This is a genomic window from Limnochorda sp. (assembly GCF_047459355.1).
In the GTDB taxonomy this organism is placed as follows: domain Bacteria; phylum Bacillota; class Limnochordia; order Limnochordales; family Limnochordaceae; genus Limnochorda.
This window is the reverse complement of the sequence record NZ_VSCV01000006.1, coordinates 1-20,207: the sequence shown is the minus strand read 5'-3', so window position 1 is coordinate 20,207 and position 20,207 is coordinate 1. Positions and strand designations below refer to the sequence as shown.

The 20,207-nt window shown below is 70.2% G+C and carries 22 protein-coding genes and 1 riboswitch; all 22 genes read left to right on the top strand.

Features of this window, described 5'->3' with window-relative positions; translation table 11 throughout:
- Nucleotides 1-24: 24 nt before the first annotated feature.
- The gene (locus tag FWJ67_RS03825; protein WP_414481917.1) at nt 25-1,035 is read left to right on the top strand and encodes a branched-chain amino acid ABC transporter permease; all 1,011 of its coding nucleotides are present in this window, start codon (nt 25-27) and stop codon (nt 1,033-1,035) included.
- A complete protein-coding gene (locus tag FWJ67_RS03820) occupies nt 1,032-1,808 on the top strand; it encodes an ABC transporter ATP-binding protein (protein WP_304172498.1) in 777 nt (258 codons plus the stop codon). The genes FWJ67_RS03825 and FWJ67_RS03820 overlap by 4 nt, the downstream gene beginning before the upstream one ends.
- On the top strand, nt 1,808-2,527 hold the full coding sequence (locus tag FWJ67_RS03815) for an ABC transporter ATP-binding protein (RefSeq protein ID WP_304172499.1): 720 nt from the start codon (nt 1,808-1,810) through the stop codon (nt 2,525-2,527). Before FWJ67_RS03820 ends, FWJ67_RS03815 begins: the two co-directional genes overlap by 1 nt.
- A gap of 82 nt (nt 2,528-2,609) precedes the next feature.
- The gene (locus tag FWJ67_RS03810; RefSeq protein ID WP_304172500.1) at nt 2,610-4,091 is read left to right on the top strand and encodes a YifB family Mg chelatase-like AAA ATPase; all 1,482 of its coding nucleotides are present in this window, start codon (nt 2,610-2,612) and stop codon (nt 4,089-4,091) included.
- Nucleotides 4,092-4,193: 102 nt separating this feature from the next.
- Nucleotides 4,194-4,439, top strand: coding sequence for a hypothetical protein (locus tag FWJ67_RS03805; RefSeq protein WP_304172501.1), 246 nt, complete (start codon nt 4,194-4,196; stop codon nt 4,437-4,439).
- Between the two features lie 45 nt (nt 4,440-4,484).
- Nucleotides 4,485-5,585 carry a DNA-processing protein DprA gene (dprA, locus tag FWJ67_RS03800; RefSeq protein ID WP_304172502.1) on the top strand — a complete coding sequence of 367 codons (1,101 nt, stop codon included), beginning with the start codon at nt 4,485-4,487 and terminating at the stop codon, nt 5,583-5,585.
- 78 nt (nt 5,586-5,663) lie between these two features.
- On the top strand, nt 5,664-7,826 hold the full coding sequence (topA, locus tag FWJ67_RS03795) for a type I DNA topoisomerase (RefSeq protein ID WP_414481918.1): 2,163 nt from the start codon (nt 5,664-5,666) through the stop codon (nt 7,824-7,826).
- 39 nt (nt 7,827-7,865) lie between these two features.
- Nucleotides 7,866-8,429 (top strand): ATP-dependent protease subunit HslV, encoded by a 564-nt coding sequence (hslV, locus tag FWJ67_RS03790; RefSeq protein WP_304172504.1) that lies wholly within the window; start codon nt 7,866-7,868, stop codon nt 8,427-8,429.
- Nucleotides 8,430-8,478: 49 nt separating this feature from the next.
- Entirely contained in the window at nt 8,479-9,888 is a 1,410-nt protein-coding gene (hslU, locus tag FWJ67_RS03785) for an ATP-dependent protease ATPase subunit HslU (RefSeq protein WP_369686551.1), read from the top strand.
- A 129-nt stretch (nt 9,889-10,017) separates the two neighbouring features.
- Nucleotides 10,018-10,106, top strand: a riboswitch (cyclic di-GMP riboswitch).
- An 85-nt stretch (nt 10,107-10,191) separates the two neighbouring features.
- A complete protein-coding gene (gene flgB / locus FWJ67_RS03780) occupies nt 10,192-10,587 on the top strand; it encodes a flagellar basal body rod protein FlgB (protein WP_304172506.1) in 396 nt (131 codons plus the stop codon).
- A gap of 2 nt (nt 10,588-10,589) precedes the next feature.
- Nucleotides 10,590-11,015, top strand: a complete 426-nt coding sequence (gene flgC, locus FWJ67_RS03775) for a flagellar basal body rod protein FlgC (protein WP_304172507.1) — start codon at nt 10,590-10,592, stop codon at nt 11,013-11,015.
- A gap of 101 nt (nt 11,016-11,116) precedes the next feature.
- On the top strand, nt 11,117-11,425 hold the full coding sequence (gene fliE, locus FWJ67_RS03770; protein ID WP_414481919.1) for a flagellar hook-basal body complex protein FliE: 309 nt from the start codon (nt 11,117-11,119) through the stop codon (nt 11,423-11,425).
- 35 nt (nt 11,426-11,460) lie between these two features.
- Nucleotides 11,461-12,993 carry a flagellar basal-body MS-ring/collar protein FliF gene (fliF, locus tag FWJ67_RS03765; RefSeq protein WP_304172509.1) on the top strand — a complete coding sequence of 511 codons (1,533 nt, stop codon included), beginning with the start codon at nt 11,461-11,463 and terminating at the stop codon, nt 12,991-12,993.
- An 8-nt stretch (nt 12,994-13,001) separates the two neighbouring features.
- The gene (gene fliG / locus FWJ67_RS03760; RefSeq protein WP_414481920.1) at nt 13,002-14,024 is read left to right on the top strand and encodes a flagellar motor switch protein FliG; all 1,023 of its coding nucleotides are present in this window, start codon (nt 13,002-13,004) and stop codon (nt 14,022-14,024) included.
- Nucleotides 14,017-14,754 carry a FliH/SctL family protein gene (locus FWJ67_RS03755; protein WP_304172511.1) on the top strand — a complete coding sequence of 246 codons (738 nt, stop codon included), beginning with the start codon at nt 14,017-14,019 and terminating at the stop codon, nt 14,752-14,754. The genes fliG and FWJ67_RS03755 overlap by 8 nt, the downstream gene beginning before the upstream one ends.
- A 19-nt stretch (nt 14,755-14,773) precedes the next feature.
- Complete coding sequence (gene fliI / locus FWJ67_RS03750) at nt 14,774-16,105, top strand: flagellar protein export ATPase FliI (RefSeq protein WP_414481925.1); 1,332 nt, start codon at nt 14,774-14,776, stop codon at nt 16,103-16,105.
- A 12-nt stretch (nt 16,106-16,117) separates the two neighbouring features.
- Nucleotides 16,118-16,615, top strand: a complete 498-nt coding sequence (gene fliJ, locus FWJ67_RS03745; RefSeq protein ID WP_304172513.1) for a flagellar export protein FliJ — start codon at nt 16,118-16,120, stop codon at nt 16,613-16,615.
- Nucleotides 16,612-17,187, top strand: a complete 576-nt coding sequence (locus FWJ67_RS03740) for a MotE family protein (protein WP_414481921.1) — start codon at nt 16,612-16,614, stop codon at nt 17,185-17,187. Before fliJ ends, FWJ67_RS03740 begins: the two co-directional genes overlap by 4 nt.
- A 1,183-nt stretch (nt 17,188-18,370) precedes the next feature.
- Nucleotides 18,371-18,895, top strand: a complete 525-nt coding sequence (locus FWJ67_RS03735; protein ID WP_414482586.1) for a flagellar hook-length control protein FliK — start codon at nt 18,371-18,373, stop codon at nt 18,893-18,895.
- Between the two features lie 37 nt (nt 18,896-18,932).
- On the top strand, nt 18,933-19,379 hold the full coding sequence (locus FWJ67_RS03730) for a flagellar hook capping FlgD N-terminal domain-containing protein (RefSeq protein WP_414482585.1): 447 nt from the start codon (nt 18,933-18,935) through the stop codon (nt 19,377-19,379).
- Nucleotides 19,380-19,383: 4 nt separating this feature from the next.
- Entirely contained in the window at nt 19,384-19,785 is a 402-nt protein-coding gene (locus FWJ67_RS03725; RefSeq protein WP_414482584.1) for a TIGR02530 family flagellar biosynthesis protein, read from the top strand.
- Nucleotides 19,786-19,899: 114 nt separating this feature from the next.
- Nucleotides 19,900-20,207 (top strand): flagellar hook-basal body complex protein (locus tag FWJ67_RS03720; RefSeq protein WP_414482583.1); only part of this gene is annotated, 308 nt, incomplete at its 3' end.

Here is a 20,207-nt window from a genome sequence, read left to right as displayed (position 1 = left end):
GTGGCCAGGAGCAGATCAAGGGAGATGGGCGTTTCCGATGGACGGCTGGCCTCCGATGCACGGCTGGCCGGGGCGGGATCCCAGGTGGAGGGCCCGGCCCGAGCCCTTCTGATGGCGGCCCTGGTGGCCGCGGGTGGGGCCTTGCCCCTGGTGCTCAGTGACTACTGGCTGGATGTGGCCATCTTCTGGGGGATCTACGCCCTACTGGGCCTCAGCCTCAACCTGATCGTGGGCGAGGTGGGGCTCTTCAACATGGGCCACACCGCCTTCTTTGCCATCGGGGCCTACGGGACGGTCCTCCTCAATCAGGCCTGGGGACTCTCCCTGTGGCTCCTCATGCCCCTCTCCGGCCTGCTGGCCGCGGCCGCCGGGTATGGGCTGAGCCGCCCCATCATCCACCTGCGGGGCGACTACCTGCTGGTGGCCACCATCGGCCTCAACGAGATCCTGCGGGTGACCCTGGTCAACAACCCCTGGGGGTTGACGGGGGGGCCCAACGGCCTGATCCTGCTGGACCAGTTCACCGTGCTGGGCCGCCGTCTCGACGATCCCGCCGCCTTTTACTACCTGGTCTGGGGTGTGGTGGGCTTGGTGGTCTGGGCCCTCCTGCGGCTTCAGCACTCCCGGATCGGGCGGGCATGGAACTGCGTCCGGGAGGATGAGGTGGCGGCGGAGGCGATGGGGATCGATGTCCGCCAGGCCAAGCTGCTCGCCTTTGTCCTGGGCGCGGGGCTGGCGGGGGCGGCCGGCACCCTGTATGCGGCCAAGATGGTGGTGGTCTCACCGGAGAGCTTCACCTTCATGGAAGCGGTCATCCTCTTCGCCATCGTCGTCCTGGGCGGTCTGGGCTCCATCCCCGGCGTCCTCGTCGGCTCCGCGGCCATGATGGTCCTGCCCGAGGTCCTCCGGGATTTCGCCCAGTACCGGATGCTCTTCTTCGGGGCGGCCATGGCTCTGATGATGGTCTTCCGGCCCCAGGGCCTCTGGCCGAGCCGCCGGTGGAGCCGGCAGCTGGCGGGGGAGCGGGAGCCATGAATCTGCTGGAGTTGCGGGGGGTCCGGAAGCGCTTCGGGGGCCTCCAGGCGGTCCGGGACGTGACCCTGGAGGTGCGGCGGGGGACCATCACCAGCCTCATCGGACCCAATGGGGCTGGGAAGACCACCCTGTTCAATCTCATCACCGGCATCTACCGGCCCGATGTCGGCTCCATCCGGTTTCAGGGTGAGGAGCTGGTGGGGCTTCGCCCCCACCAGGTGGTCCAGCGGGGCATCGCCCGCACCTTCCAGACGGTCCGGCTCTTCACCAACCTCACCTGCCTGGAGAATGTGCTGGCGGGGCAGCACTGCCGGAGCCAGGCGGGGCTGTGGGCCTCCATCCTCCGGACCAGGCGCCAGCGGGCGGAGGAAGCCCGGGTCCGGGAGGTGGCCCAGGCCTGCCTGGAGCTGGTGGGCTTGGAGGCGGCGGCCCACGAGCTGGCGGCCAGCCTCCCCTACGGCGACCGGAAGCGCTTGGAGATCGCCCGGGCCCTGGCCACCCAGCCCACCCTCCTGATCCTGGACGAGCCCGCGGGCGGCCTCAACGAGAGCGAAAGCCACGCCTTGATGGAGCTGATCCTCCAGATCCGGGCTTCGGGCGTCACCGTGCTCCTGATCGAGCACGACATGCGGGTGGTGATGGGCATCTCCGACGAGGTGGCCGTCTTGGACCAGGGCCGGATCATTGCCCGGGGAACGCCTTCGGACGTGCAGAACGCGCCCCAGGTGATCGAGGCGTACCTGGGCCGGCCGGGCGAGGAGGCGCTGATCTGATGGCACTCCTGGAGGTGAAGGACCTGACGGTCCGCTACGGCGGCGTGGTCGCGCTCCACCGCCTCAGCCTCCAGGTCGAGGCGGGCGAGATCGTCACCCTGCTGGGGGCCAATGGGGCGGGGAAGAGCACCACCCTCCGGGCCATCTCGGGGCTGGTCCCTCCGGCCGGGGGCCAGATCCGGCTGGACGGAGAGGAGGTGACCCGGCTCCCCGCCCACGCCCTGGTGGAGCGGGGGGTGGCTCACGTGCCCGAAGGACGGAAGGTCTTCCCCACCCTCACCGTCGAGGAGAACCTGAACCTGGGCGGCTACACCCGGCGGCGGCACCGCCACGCCCTCGCCGAGGGGCGGGACCGGGTGTACCAGCTCTTCCCCCGGCTGAAGGAGCGGCGGCACCAGCTGGCCGGCACCCTCTCGGGCGGAGAGCAGCAAATGCTGGCCATCGGCCGGGGACTCATGGCCTCGCCCCGGCTCCTGCTCCTGGACGAGCCATCCCTCGGCCTCGCTCCCAAGCTGGTGGTGGAGATCTTCCGCACCATCAAGGCCATCAACCGGCAGGGGGTGGCCGTCCTCCTGGTGGAGCAGAACGCCCGCCTGGCCCTCCATGTGGCCCAGCGAGGCTATGTGCTGGAGACGGGCCGGCTGGTGCTGGAGGGGATGGCCCACGAGCTCCAGGGGGATCCCCAAGTTCGGGAGGCTTACCTGGGCGGCCGGGTCTGACGCCGGCAGGAAGGGGCTGGGCGGCGGCGAAAGGAAGAGGCACCCAGGCCCTCTTGCCCGCCGGGGCAAGGGGGTCTTGCGCGTGCTTGCCCGTCTGTGGAGCGCGGCCCTGGCCGGCGTGGAGGGCCAGCCGGTCCAGGTGGAAGTGGATCTCCGGCCGGGCCTCCCTGCCTTCGACGTGGTCGGTCTGCCGGGAACCGCGGTCTTGGAGAGCCGGAACCGGGTGCGGGCCGCCTTGCGGAACAGCGGCTTCGAGATGCCCCTGGGGCGGGTGACCATCAACCTGGCGCCCGCCGGCCTCCGCAAAGAGGGCCCCCTCTTCGACCTCCCCATGGCCGCCGGCATCCTGGTGGCCATGGGCGTCGGCTCGCCCGAGCGGGCCCGGGGCCACGGCTTCCTGGGCGAGCTGGGGCTGGACGGGACCCTGCGGCCCGTGAGCGGGGTCCTGGCCGCGGCCGAAGCCCTCAAGGGGCACGTCCAGGCGGTGGTGGTGCCGGAGGCCAACGGCCCCGAGGCGGCCCTGGCCGGGCTGCCGGCCCTGGCCTTTCGCCACCTGAAGGAGGTGGCTACCTTCCTCCGGGGCGGGCCCGCGCCCCCGCCCGCTCGAGCCCTGGCCAGCCCCAGCCAACCCCTCGGGCCCGCCCTCGAGCGGGTGGCCGGCCAGGAAGGGGCCAAGCGGGCGCTGGAGGTGGCCGCGGCCGGTGGGCATGCTCTGGTCATGATCGGCCCTCCGGGGGTGGGGAAGACCCTTCTGGCCAGCCGCTTGGGCGAGCTCCTGCCCGATCTCGCCCCCGAGGAGGCCTACGAGGTGACCAAGATCCACAGCATCGCCGGCCTCCTGCCGCCCCACGGGGGCTTGATCCGGCGCCCCCCTGTCCGGGCGGTCCATCCTTCGGTGGGGGCGGCGGCCCTCCTGGGGGGCGGGGTGCCGCCCAGGCCGGGCGAGGTCACCCTGGCCCACCGGGGCGTCCTCTTCCTGGATGAGCTGCCCGAGTTTCCCGCCCAGGTCTTGGACGGCCTCCGCCAGCCCTTGGAGACGGGCTGGATCGAGGTGAGCCGGGCCCGCTACCACGTTCGCTTTCCCGCCCGTTTCCTCCTGGTGGCCGCGGGCAACCCCTGCCCCTGCGGCCAGTGGGGCTTCGGCGAGTGCCGCTGCTCCGACGGGCAGCTGGCTCGCTACCGGCGGCGCCTGTCGGGCCCCATCAAGGACCGGGTCGATCTCTGGGTGCCCGTGGAGCCGCCCTCCGGAAAGGCCCTCTTCCAGGAGCCGGCTGGGGAGACGGAGCGGGTGCTGGCGCGGATCCGGGCGGCCCGGGAGCGCCAGGCCCAGCGGTACGGCCCCGGAGGCCTCAACGCCACCGCGGCGGTGGACCTCCACCAGCTCGCGGCCCAACCGGCGGTCCGGCGGCTGGTGGAGCGGGCCATGGAGGCGCGGCTTATCTCGGCCCGGGGCGCGGTCCGCCTCCTCCGGGTGGCCCGGACCCTGGCGGACCTGGATGGGAGCGACACCCTCCAGGAAGAGCATGCGGCGGAGGCCCTCCAGTACCGGCGGCCGCCGTGGTGAGGGATGGGCACGGGGGCGGATCCGGCGGGATAAAGGCGGGGGCGGGTCGCCATGCTACAGGAGCGTACGGCGAAGCGGAACGGACGAAGGAAGGCGAGCCCGTTGGAGCCTGAACCTGGCACCACCCGGATCTACCGCTGCCCGGTTTGCCACGTGGAGACGCCCCATGCTGTCCTGGCCCAGAAGGCCGGCCGGATCGCCCTGCGGTGCACCAACTGTGAGAACGGCAGCCTGGTGGATCAAGGTGAGCTCTTCCTCTACCAGCACCGCTGGGAGTCGGAGCTCCGGGAGATCTTGGATCACCTGAGCGCCCGCGGGGAAGGAAGGGGAGGGGACGAGGGCGAATAGGAGGGGCCGTCCCGGCTTGCCCCAGGGGGCGGGAGGAGAGGAGCCGTGTCCTCTGACGACCGCCGGGAACGCCTCGACCTGCTGCGTCTCTACGGCGCCCTGCCCTTCCACCAAGCCCGCAAGCTTCTCAAGATCTACGCCACCGCCTCCCAGGCCTGGCGCCGGTATCCCCAGTGGCCTGAGCTGGGGGTAGAGCCCTCGGTCTGGTCCGCCGCCCAGACCTTCACCCGGAGCTGGGCGGCCGCCAGCCTGACCCAACTCCGTTCTGCGGGCACCCAGGTCCTCACCCCCAGCATGGCCGGCTACCCCCGAGCCCTGGCTGCCATTGACCAGCCGCCGCCGCTCCTCTTCATCCGGGGCCGGTGGACACCGATGGACGAAGGGGCGGTCAGCATTGTGGGGACCCGACGGCCCACCCCCTACGGAGAGGGGGTGGCCGCCGACCTGGCCCGGGCCCTGGCCCAGGCGGGGGTGACGGTGGTGAGCGGCCTGGCCCGAGGGATCGATGGGGTGGCCCACCGGGCGGCCCTGGCCGCGGGCGGGCGGACGGTGGCCGTGATGGGCACGGGCCCCGACCGGATCTACCCCCCGGAACACCGGGAGCTGGCCCGGGCGATTGAGCGGCAGGGGGCGCTCGTGACCGAGTACCCGCCGGGGATGGCCCCCGCGCCCTACGCCTTCCCCCACCGGAACCGGATCATCGCTGCCTTAGGCACGGTCACGGTGGTGGTGGAGGCGGGGGCCCGGAGCGGCGCCCTCATCACCGCCCGTCTGGCCGATGAGCTGAGCCGGCCCGTCTACGCGGTGCCCGGGCCCTTGGGACGCCCCCAGAGTCTGGGGTGTCACCGGCTCATCCAGGACGGCGCGCTGCTGCTTGCCACGGTGGAGGAGCTGGTGGAGGCGGTCCGGGCCCAGCGCCCGGTGGCGGCGCCCAGCCCGCTCCCGGGGCTGGGTCCCGATGGTCCCGGGGCCGGCGATCCCCAGGGGTGGCTCCTTCATCACTTGGACCGGGAGCCCCGGACGGCGGAAGAGCTGGCCCGGCGAACGGGCGCGGAGCTGGGCGCCGTTCAGGCCGGCCTCACCCTGTTGGAGCTTCGGGGTCTGGCCATCCGGGTCGGCGGCCGGTTCTGGCGGAGAGGCTGGTAGGCGGCCCGGGAAGCCCCTTCGGTTTACAGCCCCGAGAGGCCCCAATATAATGTAGGGCGAGTTGAGGGAGGGGACGGTGTGGCCAAGTCACTGGTCATCGTTGAGTCGCCGGCCAAGGCGAGGACCATCGGCAAGTTCCTCGGGCGCTCCTACCAGGTGAAGGCCTCCATGGGCCATGTCCGGGATCTGCCCAAGAGCCAGTTCGGGGTTGATGTGGAGAACAACTTCGAACCCCATTACATCACCATCCGGGGCAAGGGGAAGGTGCTCCAGGAGCTGCGGGAGGCGGCCAAGAAGGCGGAGACCGTCTACCTGGCCACCGACCCGGACCGGGAAGGGGAGGCCATCTCCTGGCACCTGATGACCGCCCTGGGGCTCGATGAGGAACGGGTCCGGCGCATCGTCTTCCATGAGGTGACGGCCGAGGCGGTCCGGAACGCGGTGAAAAACCCGCGAGGCATTGACCAGCGCCTGGTCGACGCGCAGCAGGCCCGCCGGGTCTTGGACCGGGTGGTTGGCTACCAGCTGAGCCCCCTCCTCTGGAACAAGGTCCGCCGGGGCCTGAGCGCGGGACGGGTCCAGTCGGTGGCGGTCCGGTTGATCTGCGACCGGCAGGATGAGATCGACGCCTTCGAGCCCGAAGAGTACTGGACCGTCGACGTCACCTTCCGCCCGGTGCCCGTCAACGGCCAGACGGAGCCGGCCCCCGAAGGGGAAGCGGGGCAGGACCGGCCCCCGGCGGTCTTCGTGGCCCGGGTGGAGCGCCGGGATGGGAAGAAGCTGGAGCTGGCCAACGAGGCGGAGGCCCAGCGGGTGGTGGAGGAGCTGGCCGGGCTGGAAGCCCGAGTGGCCTCGGTGGAGGAGAAGGAGCGGCGGCGCTCGCCGTACGCCCCCTACACCACCAGCACCCTCCAGCAGGATGCCTCCCACCGCCTGCGCTTCTCGGCCTCCAAGACCATGCGCCTGGCCCAGGAACTGTACGAAGGATTGCCTCTGGGGCCCGAGGGACACATGGGGCTCATCACCTACATGCGGACCGACTCCACCCACATCGCCGCCCAAGCCCAGGCCGAGGCCCGGGCCTTTATTGAAGAGACCTACGGCCCTGAGTTCCGCCCGGCCCGGCCGCCCCAGTACAAGAACCGCAAGGGGGCCCAGGCGGCCCACGAGGCGATCCGGCCCACCTCGGTCTACCGGACGCCGGAGAAGGTCGCCCCCTACCTGAGCCGGGACCAGCTCCGGCTCTACCGGTTGATCTGGGAGCGGTTCGTAGCCAGCCAGATGAGCCCTGCCCGCTACCAGACCATGAGCGTCCGGGTGGCGGCGGGGCCTTACGAGCTCCGGGCCACGGGCTCCCGGCTTGTCTTCCCTGGCTTCCTGCAGGTCTACCGGGCCGATGAGACCGAGACCAGCAAGATGCTGCCGCCGCTGGTGGAGGGGCAGCTCCTGGAGCAGTTGGAGCGGAAGCCAGAACAGCACTTCACCCAGCCGCCCCCGGCCTACACCGAGGCTTCCCTGGTGAAGGCCCTGGAGGAGCTGGGGATTGGCCGCCCCAGCACCTACGCGCCCATCTTGGAGACCATCCAGAAGCGGGGCTACGTGGAGCTGGTCGACCGGAAGTTCCGGCCCACGGAGCTGGGGCGGGTGGTGGTCGATCTCCTCAAGGAGTACTTTCCCAACATTGTCGATGTGGAGTTCACCGCCCGCATGGAGGCGGCCTTGGACGAGGTGGAGGAGGGGAAGCAGGACTGGGTCTCCCTCGTCCGGAAGTTCTACGACCCCTTCCAGGAGCAGCTCCGCCACGCGGAGGCGACGGCCGAGCGGGTGAAGGTGGCCGACGAGGAGACGGACGAGGTCTGCGACAAGTGCGGGCGTAAGATGGTGATCAAGCACGGCCGCTACGGTCGCTTCCTCGCCTGTTCGGGCTTCCCCGAGTGCCGGAACACCCGGCCCCTCTTGGAGAAGATCGGGGTGGACTGCCCCGAGTGCGGGCACCCCTTGGTGAAGCGCCGGTCCCGGCGGGGCAAGACCTTCTACGGCTGCTCCAACTACCCCGACTGCCGCTTCGTCATGTGGCAGAAGCCTGTCCCTGCTCGCTGCCCCAAGTGCGGCAGCCTCCTGGTGGAAGCCCAGGGCGGGCGAGGCCGGAAGGCCGAGTGGGTCTGCCCCACCAAAGGGTGCGGCCACCGGCAGCCGGCCGCCGACCCCAAAGAGGCGGAAGCCATCCAAGCCCAAGCCTGATCCCAACCACGTGGCCCCAGGAGCAAGGAGGCGAGGCGTGTGGCAGCGGCAGCACTCCATGGCACCACCATCGTGGGTGTCTTGCGGGATGGACGGGCGGCCCTGGCAGGCGACGGCCAGGTCACCCTGGGCCAGCAGACCATCATGAAGCGCACAGCCCGGAAGGTCCGCCGGCTCTACCACGGCCGGGTGCTGGCCGGCTTCGCCGGCTCCGTCGCCGACGCCCTCGCCCTCTTCGAGCGGTTCGAGACCCGGCTCGAGGCGTACCACGGTAACCTGCCCCGGGCGGCTGTGGAGCTGGCCAAGGAGTGGCGCACCGACCGGGCCCTCCGGCGCCTGGACGCGCTCTTGATCGTGATGGACCTGAACAACCTCTTGATCCTCTCGGGGACGGGCGAGGTGATTGAGCCCGACGACGGGGTGGCGGCGGTGGGGTCGGGCGGTCCCTTCGCCCTGGCCGCGGCCCGGGCCCTTCTGGCCCACAGCCAGCTCTCCGCCGCGGAGATCGCCCGGGAGAGCCTGCTCATCGCCTCAGGTATCTGTGTCTACACCAACGATCAGATCATCGTCGAAGAGCTTCCCGAGAAGGGGCCTACCCCCTGAGATCTGATCCCGACTGCCCCTGGCTCAAGGTGCCGTTGGAAAGGACGGGATGGTCGTGGTTGAAGGTCTGACCCCTCGCCAGGTGGTGGAGGAGCTTGACAAGTACATCATCGGGCAGACGGAGGCCAAGCGGGCCGTCGCCATCGCCCTGCGGAACCGCTACCGGCGCCGCCTGCTGCCGGAAGAGCTGCGGGATGAGGTGAGCCCCAAGAACATCCTCATGATCGGCCCGACGGGGGTGGGCAAGACGGAGATCGCCCGGCGGCTGGCCAAGCTGGCCGGCGCCCCCTTTGTCAAGGTGGAGGCGACCAAGTTCACCGAGGTGGGCTATGTGGGCCGGGACGTGGACTCCATGGTCCGGGACCTGGTGGAGACCGCCATCCGCATGGTGAAGGGGGAGAAGATGGAGGCGGTCCAAGACCGGGCCAACGAGCTGGCCGAGGAGCGGCTCCTCGAGATCCTCCGGCCGGGGCCCGGCGGGCGCTGGGGCCGGGGCCGGGGCTTCCACCCCCTGCAGGCCCTCTTTGGCATGGGGGGGCCCCAGCAGGCCCCCGACCCGCCTGAGGACGAGGCGACCATCCGGGCTGAGCGGGAGGAGCTCCGGCAGCGGCTGCGCCGGGGGGAGCTGGAGGACCAGCTGGTGGAGGTGGAAGTGGAGGACACCACTCCCCGTACCCTGGAGATCTTCACCGGAGCCGGGGTGGAGGAGATGGGCATCAACCTCCAGGATATGCTGGGGCCCTTCCTCCCCCGCCGGACCCGGCGCCGGAAGCTCCCCATCCGGGAGGCCCGGAAGGTGTTGGCCCAAGAAGAGGCTCAGAAGCTCATCGATATGGATGAGGTCCAGGCGGAGGCGATCCGGCGGGCGGAGGAGAACGGCATCATCTTCCTGGACGAGATCGACAAAATCGCCTCCTCTGGCCAAGGCCACGGTCCCGACGTCTCCCGGGAGGGCGTCCAGCGGGACATCCTGCCCATCGTGGAAGGCTCCACGGTGATGACGAAGTACGGTCCTGTGCGGACAGACCACATCCTCTTCATCGCGGCGGGTGCCTTCCACGTCTCCAAGCCTTCGGACCTGATCCCAGAGCTGCAGGGGCGGTTCCCCATCCGGGTGGAGCTCCGCTCCCTCACCGAGGACGACTTCCGCCGCATCCTCACCGAGCCGGAGAACGCCCTCATCACCCAGTACACCCAGCTTCTGGCCACCGAGGGCGTGACCGTGGAGTTCACCGACGATGCCATCGACGCCATCGCCCGCCTTGCCCGTCAGGTGAACGAAGCCACGGAGGACATCGGCGCGCGCCGGTTGCACACCATCATGGAACGGGTCCTGGAGGAGCTCTCCTTCGCCGCGCCCGAGCTTTCGGGCCAGCGGGTGGTGATCAACGCGGCCTATGTCCACCAACGTCTCGCGCCCATTATGGAGGATCGGGATTTGAGCCGATACATCTTGTAAGGGCTTCGAGGTTCACCTTTGGTTCCAGAAGGCGGGGCACCGGGTGAAGATTCTCTGGACGCGAGGAGGAAATTCAGGGAAATCATCGAATGACCCTCATCGAGATCGTGAACTGAATACCTTCCGTGACGAATGCAGGGGCAAAACTGTCGAAAGGCAGTGACGCAAAGCCACGGGCCTACGGAACCCCCTGGGTTCACGGTCGCCGGGCTGCCATTCGTGCGGGTTCTTCCGCATGCCCAAGCCCCTGGCTTGGGTCTCTTTCTTTCTGTGGGGATGTGTCGGAAGAAGGAGGGGGTTGCGGTGGCAGGCGATTGGCAGGTCACCCAGCGCTTGCTCCGGGCGGGGATGGATACGATGCTGCTCAAGCAGCGAGTTGTGGCGGAGAACATCGCCAACGTCAACACGCCCGGCTACAAGCGCCGGGATGTGACCTTCCCCGCCATCCTCCGCCAGGCTGAACGCCGGCTGCCCCTCCGCACCACCCACCCGCAGCACCTGCCCCGACCGACCGCACCCGGCAGCCCACAGGTCGTGGTCGACACGGCCACCACCATGCGCAACGATCTGAACAACGTGGATCTGGATCGGGAGATGGCCAGCCTGGCCCAAGCCCAAATCCTCTACAACGCGCTGGTGGAGCAGTTCAACAGGGGCTACCAGAGGCTCCGCACCGCGGTGCGGGAAGGGAGGGCGTGATCATGAGCCTCTTTGGCGCCATGGACGTGAGCGCGTCGGGATTGACGGCTGAGCGCTTGCGGATGGATCTGATCGCCTCCAACCTGGCCAACGCCAACACCACCCGGACCCCTGAGGGCGGGCCCTACCGCCGGTTGATGGCGGTGCTGGTCCCCGAGGCGGTCCGGTCGGCGGGCCATCCCATGAAGCGGGTGGGTGGAGGTGTTCGGGTTCAGGCGATCATCCAGGATCCCAACCCGCCGCGCCTGGTCTACCAGCCGGATCACCCGGATGCGGACGCCGAAGGGTATGTGGCCTACCCCAACGTCAACCCCGTCACGGAGATGGTGGACCTGATCACCGCCACCCGAGCCTACGAAGCCAACGTAACGGCCTTCAACGCTGCCAAGGGCATGGCCACCAAGGCGCTTGAAATCGGCCGGGCGTAAGGCCCGGGCCGTCTCGAGGTGCGGGTCTCCAGGGAAGTGTCGTCTTCCGTCGAGTTCTGCTGGGATCTGACCGGTTTGGGGATGGGTGAGGGAGAGCGGTCATGATCGATCGAGTCTCGCTTGCGACGCGACCGGTGACGCTTCAGCCGCCCGCTTCTTTGCCGAAGGAGCGGGAGACGGCCGGGAAGGCGGCGAGCTTCAAGGAGCTGTTCTACCAGCAGCTGGAGGCGGTCAACCAGCTGCAGATTGAGGCGGAGGTGCAGGCCCAGCGGCTCGCCCGGGGTGAGGCGGAGAGCCTCCATGAGGTGATGATCGCGGCTGCCAAGGCCCAGCTCGCTCTGGACCTGACCGTCGCCCTCCGGAACAAGGTCCTGGAAGCGTATCAGGAGATCTCCCGGATGCAGCTCTAACCGGGTTCAAGGTATCGGGAGGGTGATCCGGGTCCATGGCCAGCAGTTCGGCGCTTTCCGCCCAACCACCATGGCAAGCCGTCCGTGAGCGGGTGGCCCAGACGTGGGAGCGGCTGAGCCCCACGGCCCGTTGGGGTGTGCTGGGCGCTGCCGTCGTCGTGCTTGCCCTCCTCATTTACGGGCTGATCCTTGCCTCCAGCCAGCCTGCCTATGTGCCCCTCTTCGCCGATCTGAGCCCCCGGGCGGCCGGGGAGGTCGCCCAGGTCCTCCAGGAACAGGCCATCCCCTACCAGCTGGCCGATGGCGGGCGGACCATTCTGGTGCCCGAGAACGTGGTCTATCAGACCCGGATCCAGCTGGCCGCCCAAGGGATCCCCTCGGGCGGCACCCTGGGGTACGAGCTCCTCAACCAAAACAGCTTGGGCATGACCGAGTACGAGCGCCGGGTCCGGTACGTGCTCGCCCTCCAGGGGGAGCTGGCCAGGACCATTGAGGCCCTAGCGCCGGTGCGGGAGGCCCGGGTCCACATCGTTCAGCCCCAGCCGTCTGTCTTTGTTTCCGAACGACGGCCCGCCACCGCGTCGGTCTTGGTGGATCTGCGGCCCGGCCAGGATCTGGACCGGCAGCAGGTCCGGGCCATTGTCAACTTGGTCGCCGCCAGCGTTGAAGGGCTCACCACCGAGAACGTCACCCTGGTGGACACCCGGGGTCGCACCCTGTCGGACATGGTGCGGGAGAACACCCTGGACGCGGTGGCCATGACCCATCTGGAGCTGCAGCGGAACTACGAGATGCAGCTCCAGGCCAGCGTTCAGACCATGCTGGAGCAGGTCTTCGGCTACGGCCGGGCCGTCGTCCGGGTCAAGACCCAAATGGACTTCTCCTCCTCCGAAGAGGTGGCCGATGAGTTTCTCCCCGTCCAGGGCGGGGGCATTCGGAGCGAGCAGCGGGTGGAGGAGCGGTACGAGGGTGAAGGGAGCCTGATGCCGGGCGGCGTGGCCGGGGTGGAGGCCAACGTGCCCGGCTACGTGGCCACCACGGCCGGCCCCTCCAGCTACGAGCGGATCGACACCATCACCAACTACGAGTTCAGCCGGCGCCAGGTCCAGCGGACGGTCCCGCCCGGGCGGGTGACGGGATTGTCGGTGGCCGTCTGGGTCGACGGGAGCCTCACCCCGGCCCAGCAGGCGGCCATCGAGGCAGCCGTCGCCTCCGCGGTGGGTGCGGACCTGAACCGGGGCGACACGGTCACCGTCCAGGCCTTCGAGTTTAGCCGGCCTGAGGTGGTCCAGGTGGCCGCCGAGCCGGCCCTGCCCCTGGTCTGGTTGATCCTGATGGGCGTGCTCCTGGCAGCGGTGGTGGGCGGTCTGGTGGGCTGGAGCCTCTACCGCCGGCGGGTGCGGGAGGCGGAGGCTGAGGCGGCTGCCGCCGCGGAGGCGGAAGAGGAGGAGGTGCCCGCCCTCACCACCGAGGAGGCGGACCGGACCCTCATGCGGATCCGGGAGCTGGCCCTGCGCAATCCCAAGAACTTCGTGGAGCTTCTGCGCTCCTGGCTGACGGAGGAATGACCATGTCGGTGTCCACGCCAAGCACGGGTGCCAGGCGCCTGACCGGGCGGCAGAAGGCGGCGGTCCTCCTCATCGCCATGGGCGAGGAGCACTCCTCCCGGCTCTTCCAGCACCTGGAAGAGGACGAGGTGGAGCAGCTCACCTACGAGATTGCCAACACCCGGAACGTGGACGCGGAGACCCGCGACCAGGTCATCCAGGAGTTCGCCCAGCTGGCCCTGGCCCAGGATTACATCTCCCGGGGCGGCATCGAGTACGCCCGGACCCTGCTGGAGAACGCCTTCGGCCCCGAGCGGGCCCGGATCGTCATCGAGCGGCTGACGGCTTCTTTGCGGGTCCGGCCCTTCGACTTCGCCCGCCGGGCCAACCCCTCCCAGCTGTTCGACTTTATCCGCAAAGAACACCCCCAGACCATCGCGGTGATCATGGCCTACCTGACGCCCGAGCAGGCGGGGACCATCCTGTCAGCCCTGCCGCCTGAGCAGCAGGTGGATGTGGCCCAGCGGCTGGCCACCCTGGACCGGATCAGCCCCGAGGTTTTGCGGGAGATCGAGCACGCCCTGGAAGAGCGCCTCTCCGGCCTGGTGGGCGACGAGATGACCGCGGCCGGTGGCATCGACGCGGCCGTCGCTGTGCTCAACCGGGTGGACCGCTCCACGGAGAAGCGGATCTTGGAGGCCTTGGAGCAGAGCGACCCCGATCTGGCCGAGGAGATCCGGAGCAAGATGTTCGTCTTCGAGGACCTCATCCTCCTGGACGACCGGTCCATGCAGCGGGTCATCCGGGACGTCCAGTCCTCCGACTGGGCCCTGGCCCTCAAGACGGCCAGCGAGGAAGTCTCCCAGCGGGTCTTCCGCAACATGTCCAAGCGGGCCGGCGAGATGCTCCGGGAGGAGATGGAGTACCTGGGTCCGGTCCGCCTGCGGGACGTGGAGGAGGCCCAGCAGCGGATCGTCGCCGTGGTACGCCAGCTGGAAGAGGCGGGCGAGATCGTGGTCTCCCGGGGTGGGGAGGATCAGCTGATTGTCTAGGATCATCAAGGCGGCCCAGGTGGAGACGGTCGCCCAGCCCCAACCTGAACCGAGGCCCGAAGACCTCGGCGCCTCCGCCTCCCTCTCCGATTACCTGGTGGACGCTGCCCGGGTGCTGGAGGTGGCCGAGGCCCAGGCGAGCCGCCTGATGGAGCGGGCCCGGGCGCGGGCGGTGGAGCTGGTGGAAGAGGTGGAGCGCCGGGCCTCCGAGCGGCTGGAGGCAGCCCGCCGGGAGGCGGAGGAGGCGGGGTACCAGGAGGGGCTCCGGCGTGGCCGGGAGGAGGGGCTCCAGCAGGCCCAGGCGGTGGTGGACCGGCTGGAGCGTCTGGCCGAGCAGCTGGTCCGCCTACGGGAGGACCTCCTCCGCCTCCACGAGGAGGATGTGGTCAAGCTGGCTCTGGCTGTGGCCGAAAAGGTGATCGGGAGGGTGAAGGAGGAGGATCACGAGCTGGCCGTCCGGACGGTCCGCCACCTCCTGAACCAGGTTTCGGGGGCGCGGGAGATCCGCATCCGGGTCCACCCCGATGATCTCCCCCAGGTGGAGGCCCACCAGGAGACGTGGAAGCGCCTCTTCGAGGGGACCCGGACCTTGGCCATCGTGGGCGACGACCGGATCGCTCCCGGGGATGCCCTGGTGGAGACGGAGTTCGGCGCCATCGACAGCGGGATCGAAAGCCGGTTCCGTGAGGTGGGCGAGGCCTTGATGGAGGTGCTCCGGGGTGAGGCCTGAGGCAGGCGTGGCCCAACCGATGGCGGCAGAGCAGCCCCCCGTTGCCATCAACCTGGACCGGTACCTGGACCGGCTGGCCCGGGTGGAGGGGTACCGGCAGCGGGGTTGGGTGAGCCAGGTGGTGGGCCTCACCATCGAATCCTCCGGCCCCCGGGCCACCTTGGGCCAGCTTTGCACCATTCACCCGGCCGGGGACCGGGCGCCCATCCTGGCGGAAGTGGTGGGCTTCCGGGACCGGAAGACCCTGCTCATGCCTCTGGGCGAGATGCACGGCATCGGCCCCGGCAACACGGTGGTGGCCGAGCGCCGGGGGCTCACCGCCCCCGTGGGGTGGAAGCTTTTGGGCCGGGTGCTGGACGGCTTAGGCCGCCCCATCGACGGGCTGGGCCCCCTCCAGGTGGAGGGGCGCTACCCCGTCCACAGCACCCCGCCGGACCCGCTCTCCCGCCAGCGGGTGACCACCCCCCTCCCCTTGGGCATCCGGGCCATCGACGGGCTGATCACCTGCGGCCGGGGGCAGCGGCTGGGGATCTTCGCCGGGTCCGGGGTGGGCAAGTCCACCCTCTTGGGGATGATCGCCCGGAACACGGCGGCCGATGTGAACGTCATCGCCCTCATCGGCGAGCGGGGGCGGGAAGTGCGGGACTTCTTGGAGGAAGACCTGGGGCCCGAAGGGTTGGCCCGCTCGGTGGTGGTGGTGGCCACCTCAGACCAGCCGGCCCTGGTCCGGACCAAGGGGGCGTATTTGGCGACGGCCATCGCCGAGTTCTTCCGGGATCAGGGGAAAGACGTGCTGCTCTTGATGGATTCGGTCACCCGCTTTGCCGCCGCCCAGCGGGAGGTGGGGCTGGCCGTCGGGGAGCCGCCCGCCACCAAGGGGTACACCCCGTCGGTCTTCGCCGAGCTTCCCAGGCTCTTGGAGCGGAGCGGCTCAGGCGAGCGGGGGACCATCACCGGCCTTTACACGGTGCTGGTCGACGGCGATGACATGACGGACCCCATCGCCGACTCGGTGCGGAGCATCTTGGACGGCCACGTGGTCCTTTCCCGGCGGCTGGCCGAGCGGGATCACTACCCGGCCATCGACGTGCTGGCCAGCGTCAGCCGGGTGATGCGGGATGTGACCAGCCCCGCCCACCAGCGGGCCGCCTCCCGCATCCGGTCGCTGCTCGCCGCCTACCGGGACGCGGAGGACTTGATCCAGGTGGGCGCCTACGCCCACGGCAGCAATCCCGAGGTGGACGCGGCCATCGCCCGGATGGACGCGATCGATGCCTTCCTCCGCCAGGGAGTGGAGGAGCGGAGCGAGTTCGAGGAGACCCTGCGCCGGCTGGAAGCCCTGGCAGCGTAAGGAGGTGCTCCCGTGGCTCGGTTCACCTTTCGGCTGGAGACGGTCTACCGGTGGAAGCAGTGGCAGGAAGAGGCGGCCCGCGACCAGTGGGTGCAGGCCCACCGCCGGCTGAACCAGGCCCGGGCCGAGCTCCTCCTCCTGGAGAGCGAGCTGGGGGCCCTGGGGGAGCGGCTGCCCGGTGGCGTCATCGACGGGAGCACCTTGCAGGCGTGGGCCCAGTACGCCGCCCGCACCCGGGAGGAGGCGGCCCGCCAGCAGGAGGAGGTCAGCCGGGCCGAGAGCGTGGCCGAGGAGGCCCGGGACCGGCTGGTCCATGCCTCCCAAGAGCGGCGGCTCTTTGAGCGCCTCCGGGAGAAGGCCTGGATGCGCTACATCCGGGAACGGGAGCGCCAGGAGCAGCGGGAGCAGGACGAGCTGGCCGTGGTTCGAGCCGCCCGGGAGCGGATGCGGGGGCGGGAGGCCGGGCCGGAGGAGAGCCCGGTCGGATGGGTTGAGGGGGCGATGGGGTGAGACTCCCACTCCGTTGGCCGACGGTGATCGCGATCCTCTTGGTGGCCCTGGTGGTGACGGGTGTGGTCTTGGAGCAGACCCACGTCTATCCCGTCGGGGATTTGGTCCTCCGGCTGGCCGCCCGGATTCCGGGCCTGGAGGATGAGGTGGCCACCTACCGGCTGGGCGAGGAGCGGAGCGAGGCCTTCATGCAACGGGCCGCGGAGCTGGCGGCGTGGGAGGCGGAACTGGCCCGGCAGGCGGAGGTGCTGGAGGCCGAGCGGGCGAGGCTGGCCGAGGAGGCGGCGGCATTGGAGCGCCAGGCCCAGGAGTTGGCCCGCCGGGAGGAAGCCCTCCAGGACCAGGCGGCCCAGCTGGGGGCCCAGGTGGTGCAGGCGGCCAGGAGCGAGCGGCTGTACGCCATCTTCGGGGCCATGCGGCCCCGGGATGCGGCCCGGCTGGCGGCGGAGCTTCCCCCCGAGGAGGCAGCCCGGATGCTCCTGACCCTGTCCGAGCGGGACGCCGCGGCCATTTTGGCTGAGATGGAGACCGAACGGGCGGCCCAGCTCAGCCGGCTCCTTGTGGGGCTCTAACCCGGAAGGGGCAGAGCCTCCCATCACCCGAGGAAAGGAGGTGGAGGCCATGGAGGCAGTGGTGCTCGACCTGGTGGCCCGGCCCAGCCCGACGAAGACCCCCACCAGGCCGCGCGCCGGCGGCCGGCAGGGGGCGAGCGCAGGCTCATTCGAGGACGTACTGCGGGAGCTGGACCGAGCCGGCCAGCCGGTGGCCAAGGGCCGGGGTGGTTCGCCTAGAACGGAGGGATCCCAACCGCGGAGTGGGGCCAAGGGGGAGCCTGCCACGGACCGGGCCCAGGGGCCTCAGGCCCCCGGTGATGAGCCTGACGGGGACGGGGAGATGCCGGCCCGTGAGGCTGAGACGTCTCTTGAGGCGGGTTTGCCGCCCGGGGTCGGTGCCGCCCTGCTCGCGGGTGCAGCCCCTGCTTCGACCGAGGCCCTGGGCGTCGGGGGCCATCCCGGCGGGGGGGCGGTGTCGTCAGCCGGGACGGGTGAGCTGGAGGGTCTTCTGCCCGCAACCGTCCCGCTGAGCGGTTCCCCTGCCGCGGCGGCCGATCCGGCGCTGGCAGGCCTCACCCCGTCCGAGCCCGCTGGCGGGCCGGAAGGGATGCTGGGCGAAGCTCCCGTGACGGACGGGACCCAGCCCCCCTCGACCATCCTGGAAGGCCAGTCCGTACCGGGGCCCGAGGAAGGCCTGCCGGTGGCGGACCTGGAGGCTGCAGGCGAAGGGGTCACCCGGCTCGATGGCTCCAGGGGCGGACGGGGACCGAACCCCGGTCTGGAGGAGGGGCTCGCCGCCCAGGTGGAGGCCCGGGCCGCACACGGCAGGCCGGCCCCGAGCGGACAGGCCCCCCGGACCAGGACGGAGGCAGCCAACACGCCCCGGCCGGGAGCGGAGGGAACCGGCCTGGACAACCGGACAGGAGCTACCGCCCACCAGGCGCTCCAAGGGCAAGGGGCGAGCTCCAGCCAGTCCGCCGCGGACCTTCCCCACGGCGCGGGTGAGGGCGTCTCCGAGGAGGCCGGTCGCTCCCTGAGGGAACTCCTGGAGGCGACGGGCTTCCGTGTGGAGGAGGCATCCGCTCCTGGCCGCCCGGCCACGGCCGAGGCTGGACACCCGGCGGAGCCAGGGCCCGGTTTCGACTTAGAGCCAGGAGCCAACCCGACGCCGGCGGGGACCACCACCCAGGGATCGGCCGTGGTGGGAAGCCCAGGTGATGCCCCCTTCGCCGAGATCCTCTCGGAGGCGGCGAGCGCGGCCAGCGAGCCCCGGGCGGCGGCTGGGGCTGCCTCGACGCCCTTGACCCAGGTGAACGACCTGGTGCTCAAGCGGCTCCACGAGCTCCGCAGCCCCGGATCGGAGGAGCTCCACTTGGAGCTGGAGCCCAAGGAGCTGGGCTCCCTCAAGATCCGGCTGGAGCTCCGGGGCGATGGGGTGAAGGCCCACTTCGTGGTGGAACGGCCCGTGGTCCAGGCCATGCTCGACCGGGCCATGGCCGAGCTCAGGCAGAGCCTGGTGGGCCAAGGGTACCAGGTGGAGGAGCTGAGCGTCGCCCTCCAGGGCGAGGACGGCCGGGAGGGCCGGGAGCCCTTGGGCGACCGGGGCCGTGGCCAGGGCCGGGCCCGAGGGCTCGAGGGAGGGGCGGTCGAGGCCGGGGGGGCTGAGGTGGCTCCGCCGACCTGGACGCCCTGGCTGGGAACGGGCCGGATCGACATCCGGGTCTGACCCCGGTGGCCCATCAGGAGTGAAGGAGGTGAGGAGGGTGCAGATCAGCGCGACCACCTACGCTGGGACCCAGACAACGGGTGAGGTGACCCAGGCTTCCCGGCAGGTGATGGGAAAGGATGACTTCCTGAAGCTGCTGCTCACCCAGCTGCAGTATCAGGACCCCACCGAGCCGGTGAAGAACGAGGAGTTCGCCGCCCAGCTGGCCCAGTTCTCCGCCTTGGAACAGATGCAGAATCTGAACGTGGCCGTCATGCAGCTCATCGCGCTGCAGGAGGGCATGGCGCTCCTCTCCCAGGCCAGCAGCCTCTTGGGCCGGGAGGTGGAGGTCTACGACCCTGACCGGGGCGGGTACCTGGAGGGCACGGTCCAGGGCGTCCTGGTCAAGGACGGGATCCCCTACCTGCGGATCCTGGTGGACGGCCAGACCGAGGAGCATCCGGTGCTGAACGTCACCGAGGTGCGGCTGAACGAAAGGACGTAACGGCATGACCGAGGGCATCTATCACCGTCCCGTGCACCCGCTGCAGCCGCCGACCCCTGTCGGGCGGCCGGCCCCAGCGCCGTCCCAGCCTAAGACTGGGGGGAAGGAGAGCTTCCAGGAGCTCTTCACCCAGGCGCTGGACGAGCAGCGGTGGGGCATCCGGTTCTCGGCCCATGCCCGGAGCCGGGTCCAGAGCCGGAACCTGGTGTTCACGCCCGACCGGATGGAGCGGCTCCGCCAGGCGGTGGACCGGGCGGCGGAGAAGGGCGCCCGGGAGAGCCTCATCCTGGTGGACGAGCTGGCCCTGCTGGTGAGCGTGCCGCACCGGACGGTGATCACGGTGATGGATCGGACCCAGGCGAAGCAGAGCGTCTTCACCAACATCGACAGCGCGGTGATCACATGAACACCATTCCGGTCGCGTGCGTGGCTGGACCGACCTCCCGGGGGGAGGCGGGGGCCCTGACGGCGGGTGACTGCCGCCGTCCTGCGACCGGCCGATAGGAGGTTCTGAAGGGCCATGATGCAGTCGCTCTTTGCAGGCGTGTCGGGCCTGCGGAGCCACCAGCGGCGGATGGACGTCATCGGCAACAACGTGGCCAACGTCAACACCGTGGGCTTCAAGGCCGCCCGGGCCACCTTCCAAGACGTCCTCTACAACACCCTCCGGGGGGCCGGCGCGCCCCAGAACAACCGGGGCGGCACCAACCCCATGCAGGTCGGCTTGGGGGTGCAGGTGGGGAGCATCGACACCCTCTTCACCTCAGGCAACCCCCAGTCCACCGGCGTGGAGACCGACCTGATGATCCAGGGTGAGGGACTCTTTGT

Bases quoted from the DNA above. Each gene is read 5' to 3' on its own strand.
- fliI (WP_414481925.1), top strand. From the start codon at position 14,774: ATGGCGGCAGAGCAGCCCCCCGTTGCCATCAACCTGGACCGGTACCTG.
- fliF (WP_304172509.1), top strand. From the start codon at position 11,461: ATGGCCAGCAGTTCGGCGCTTTCCGCCCAACCACCATGGCAAGCCGTC.
- hslU (WP_369686551.1), top strand. From the start codon at position 8,479: ATGGTCGTGGTTGAAGGTCTGACCCCTCGCCAGGTGGTGGAGGAGCTT.
- flgC (WP_304172507.1), top strand. From the start codon at position 10,590: ATGAGCCTCTTTGGCGCCATGGACGTGAGCGCGTCGGGATTGACGGCT.
- FWJ67_RS03815 (WP_304172499.1), top strand. From the start codon at position 1,808: ATGGCACTCCTGGAGGTGAAGGACCTGACGGTCCGCTACGGCGGCGTG.
- FWJ67_RS03825 (WP_414481917.1), top strand. From the start codon at position 25: ATGGGCGTTTCCGATGGACGGCTGGCCTCCGATGCACGGCTGGCCGGG.
- FWJ67_RS03820 (WP_304172498.1), top strand. From the start codon at position 1,032: ATGAATCTGCTGGAGTTGCGGGGGGTCCGGAAGCGCTTCGGGGGCCTC.
- fliE (WP_414481919.1), top strand. From the start codon at position 11,117: ATGATCGATCGAGTCTCGCTTGCGACGCGACCGGTGACGCTTCAGCCG.
- FWJ67_RS03725 (WP_414482584.1), top strand. From the start codon at position 19,384: ATGACCGAGGGCATCTATCACCGTCCCGTGCACCCGCTGCAGCCGCCG.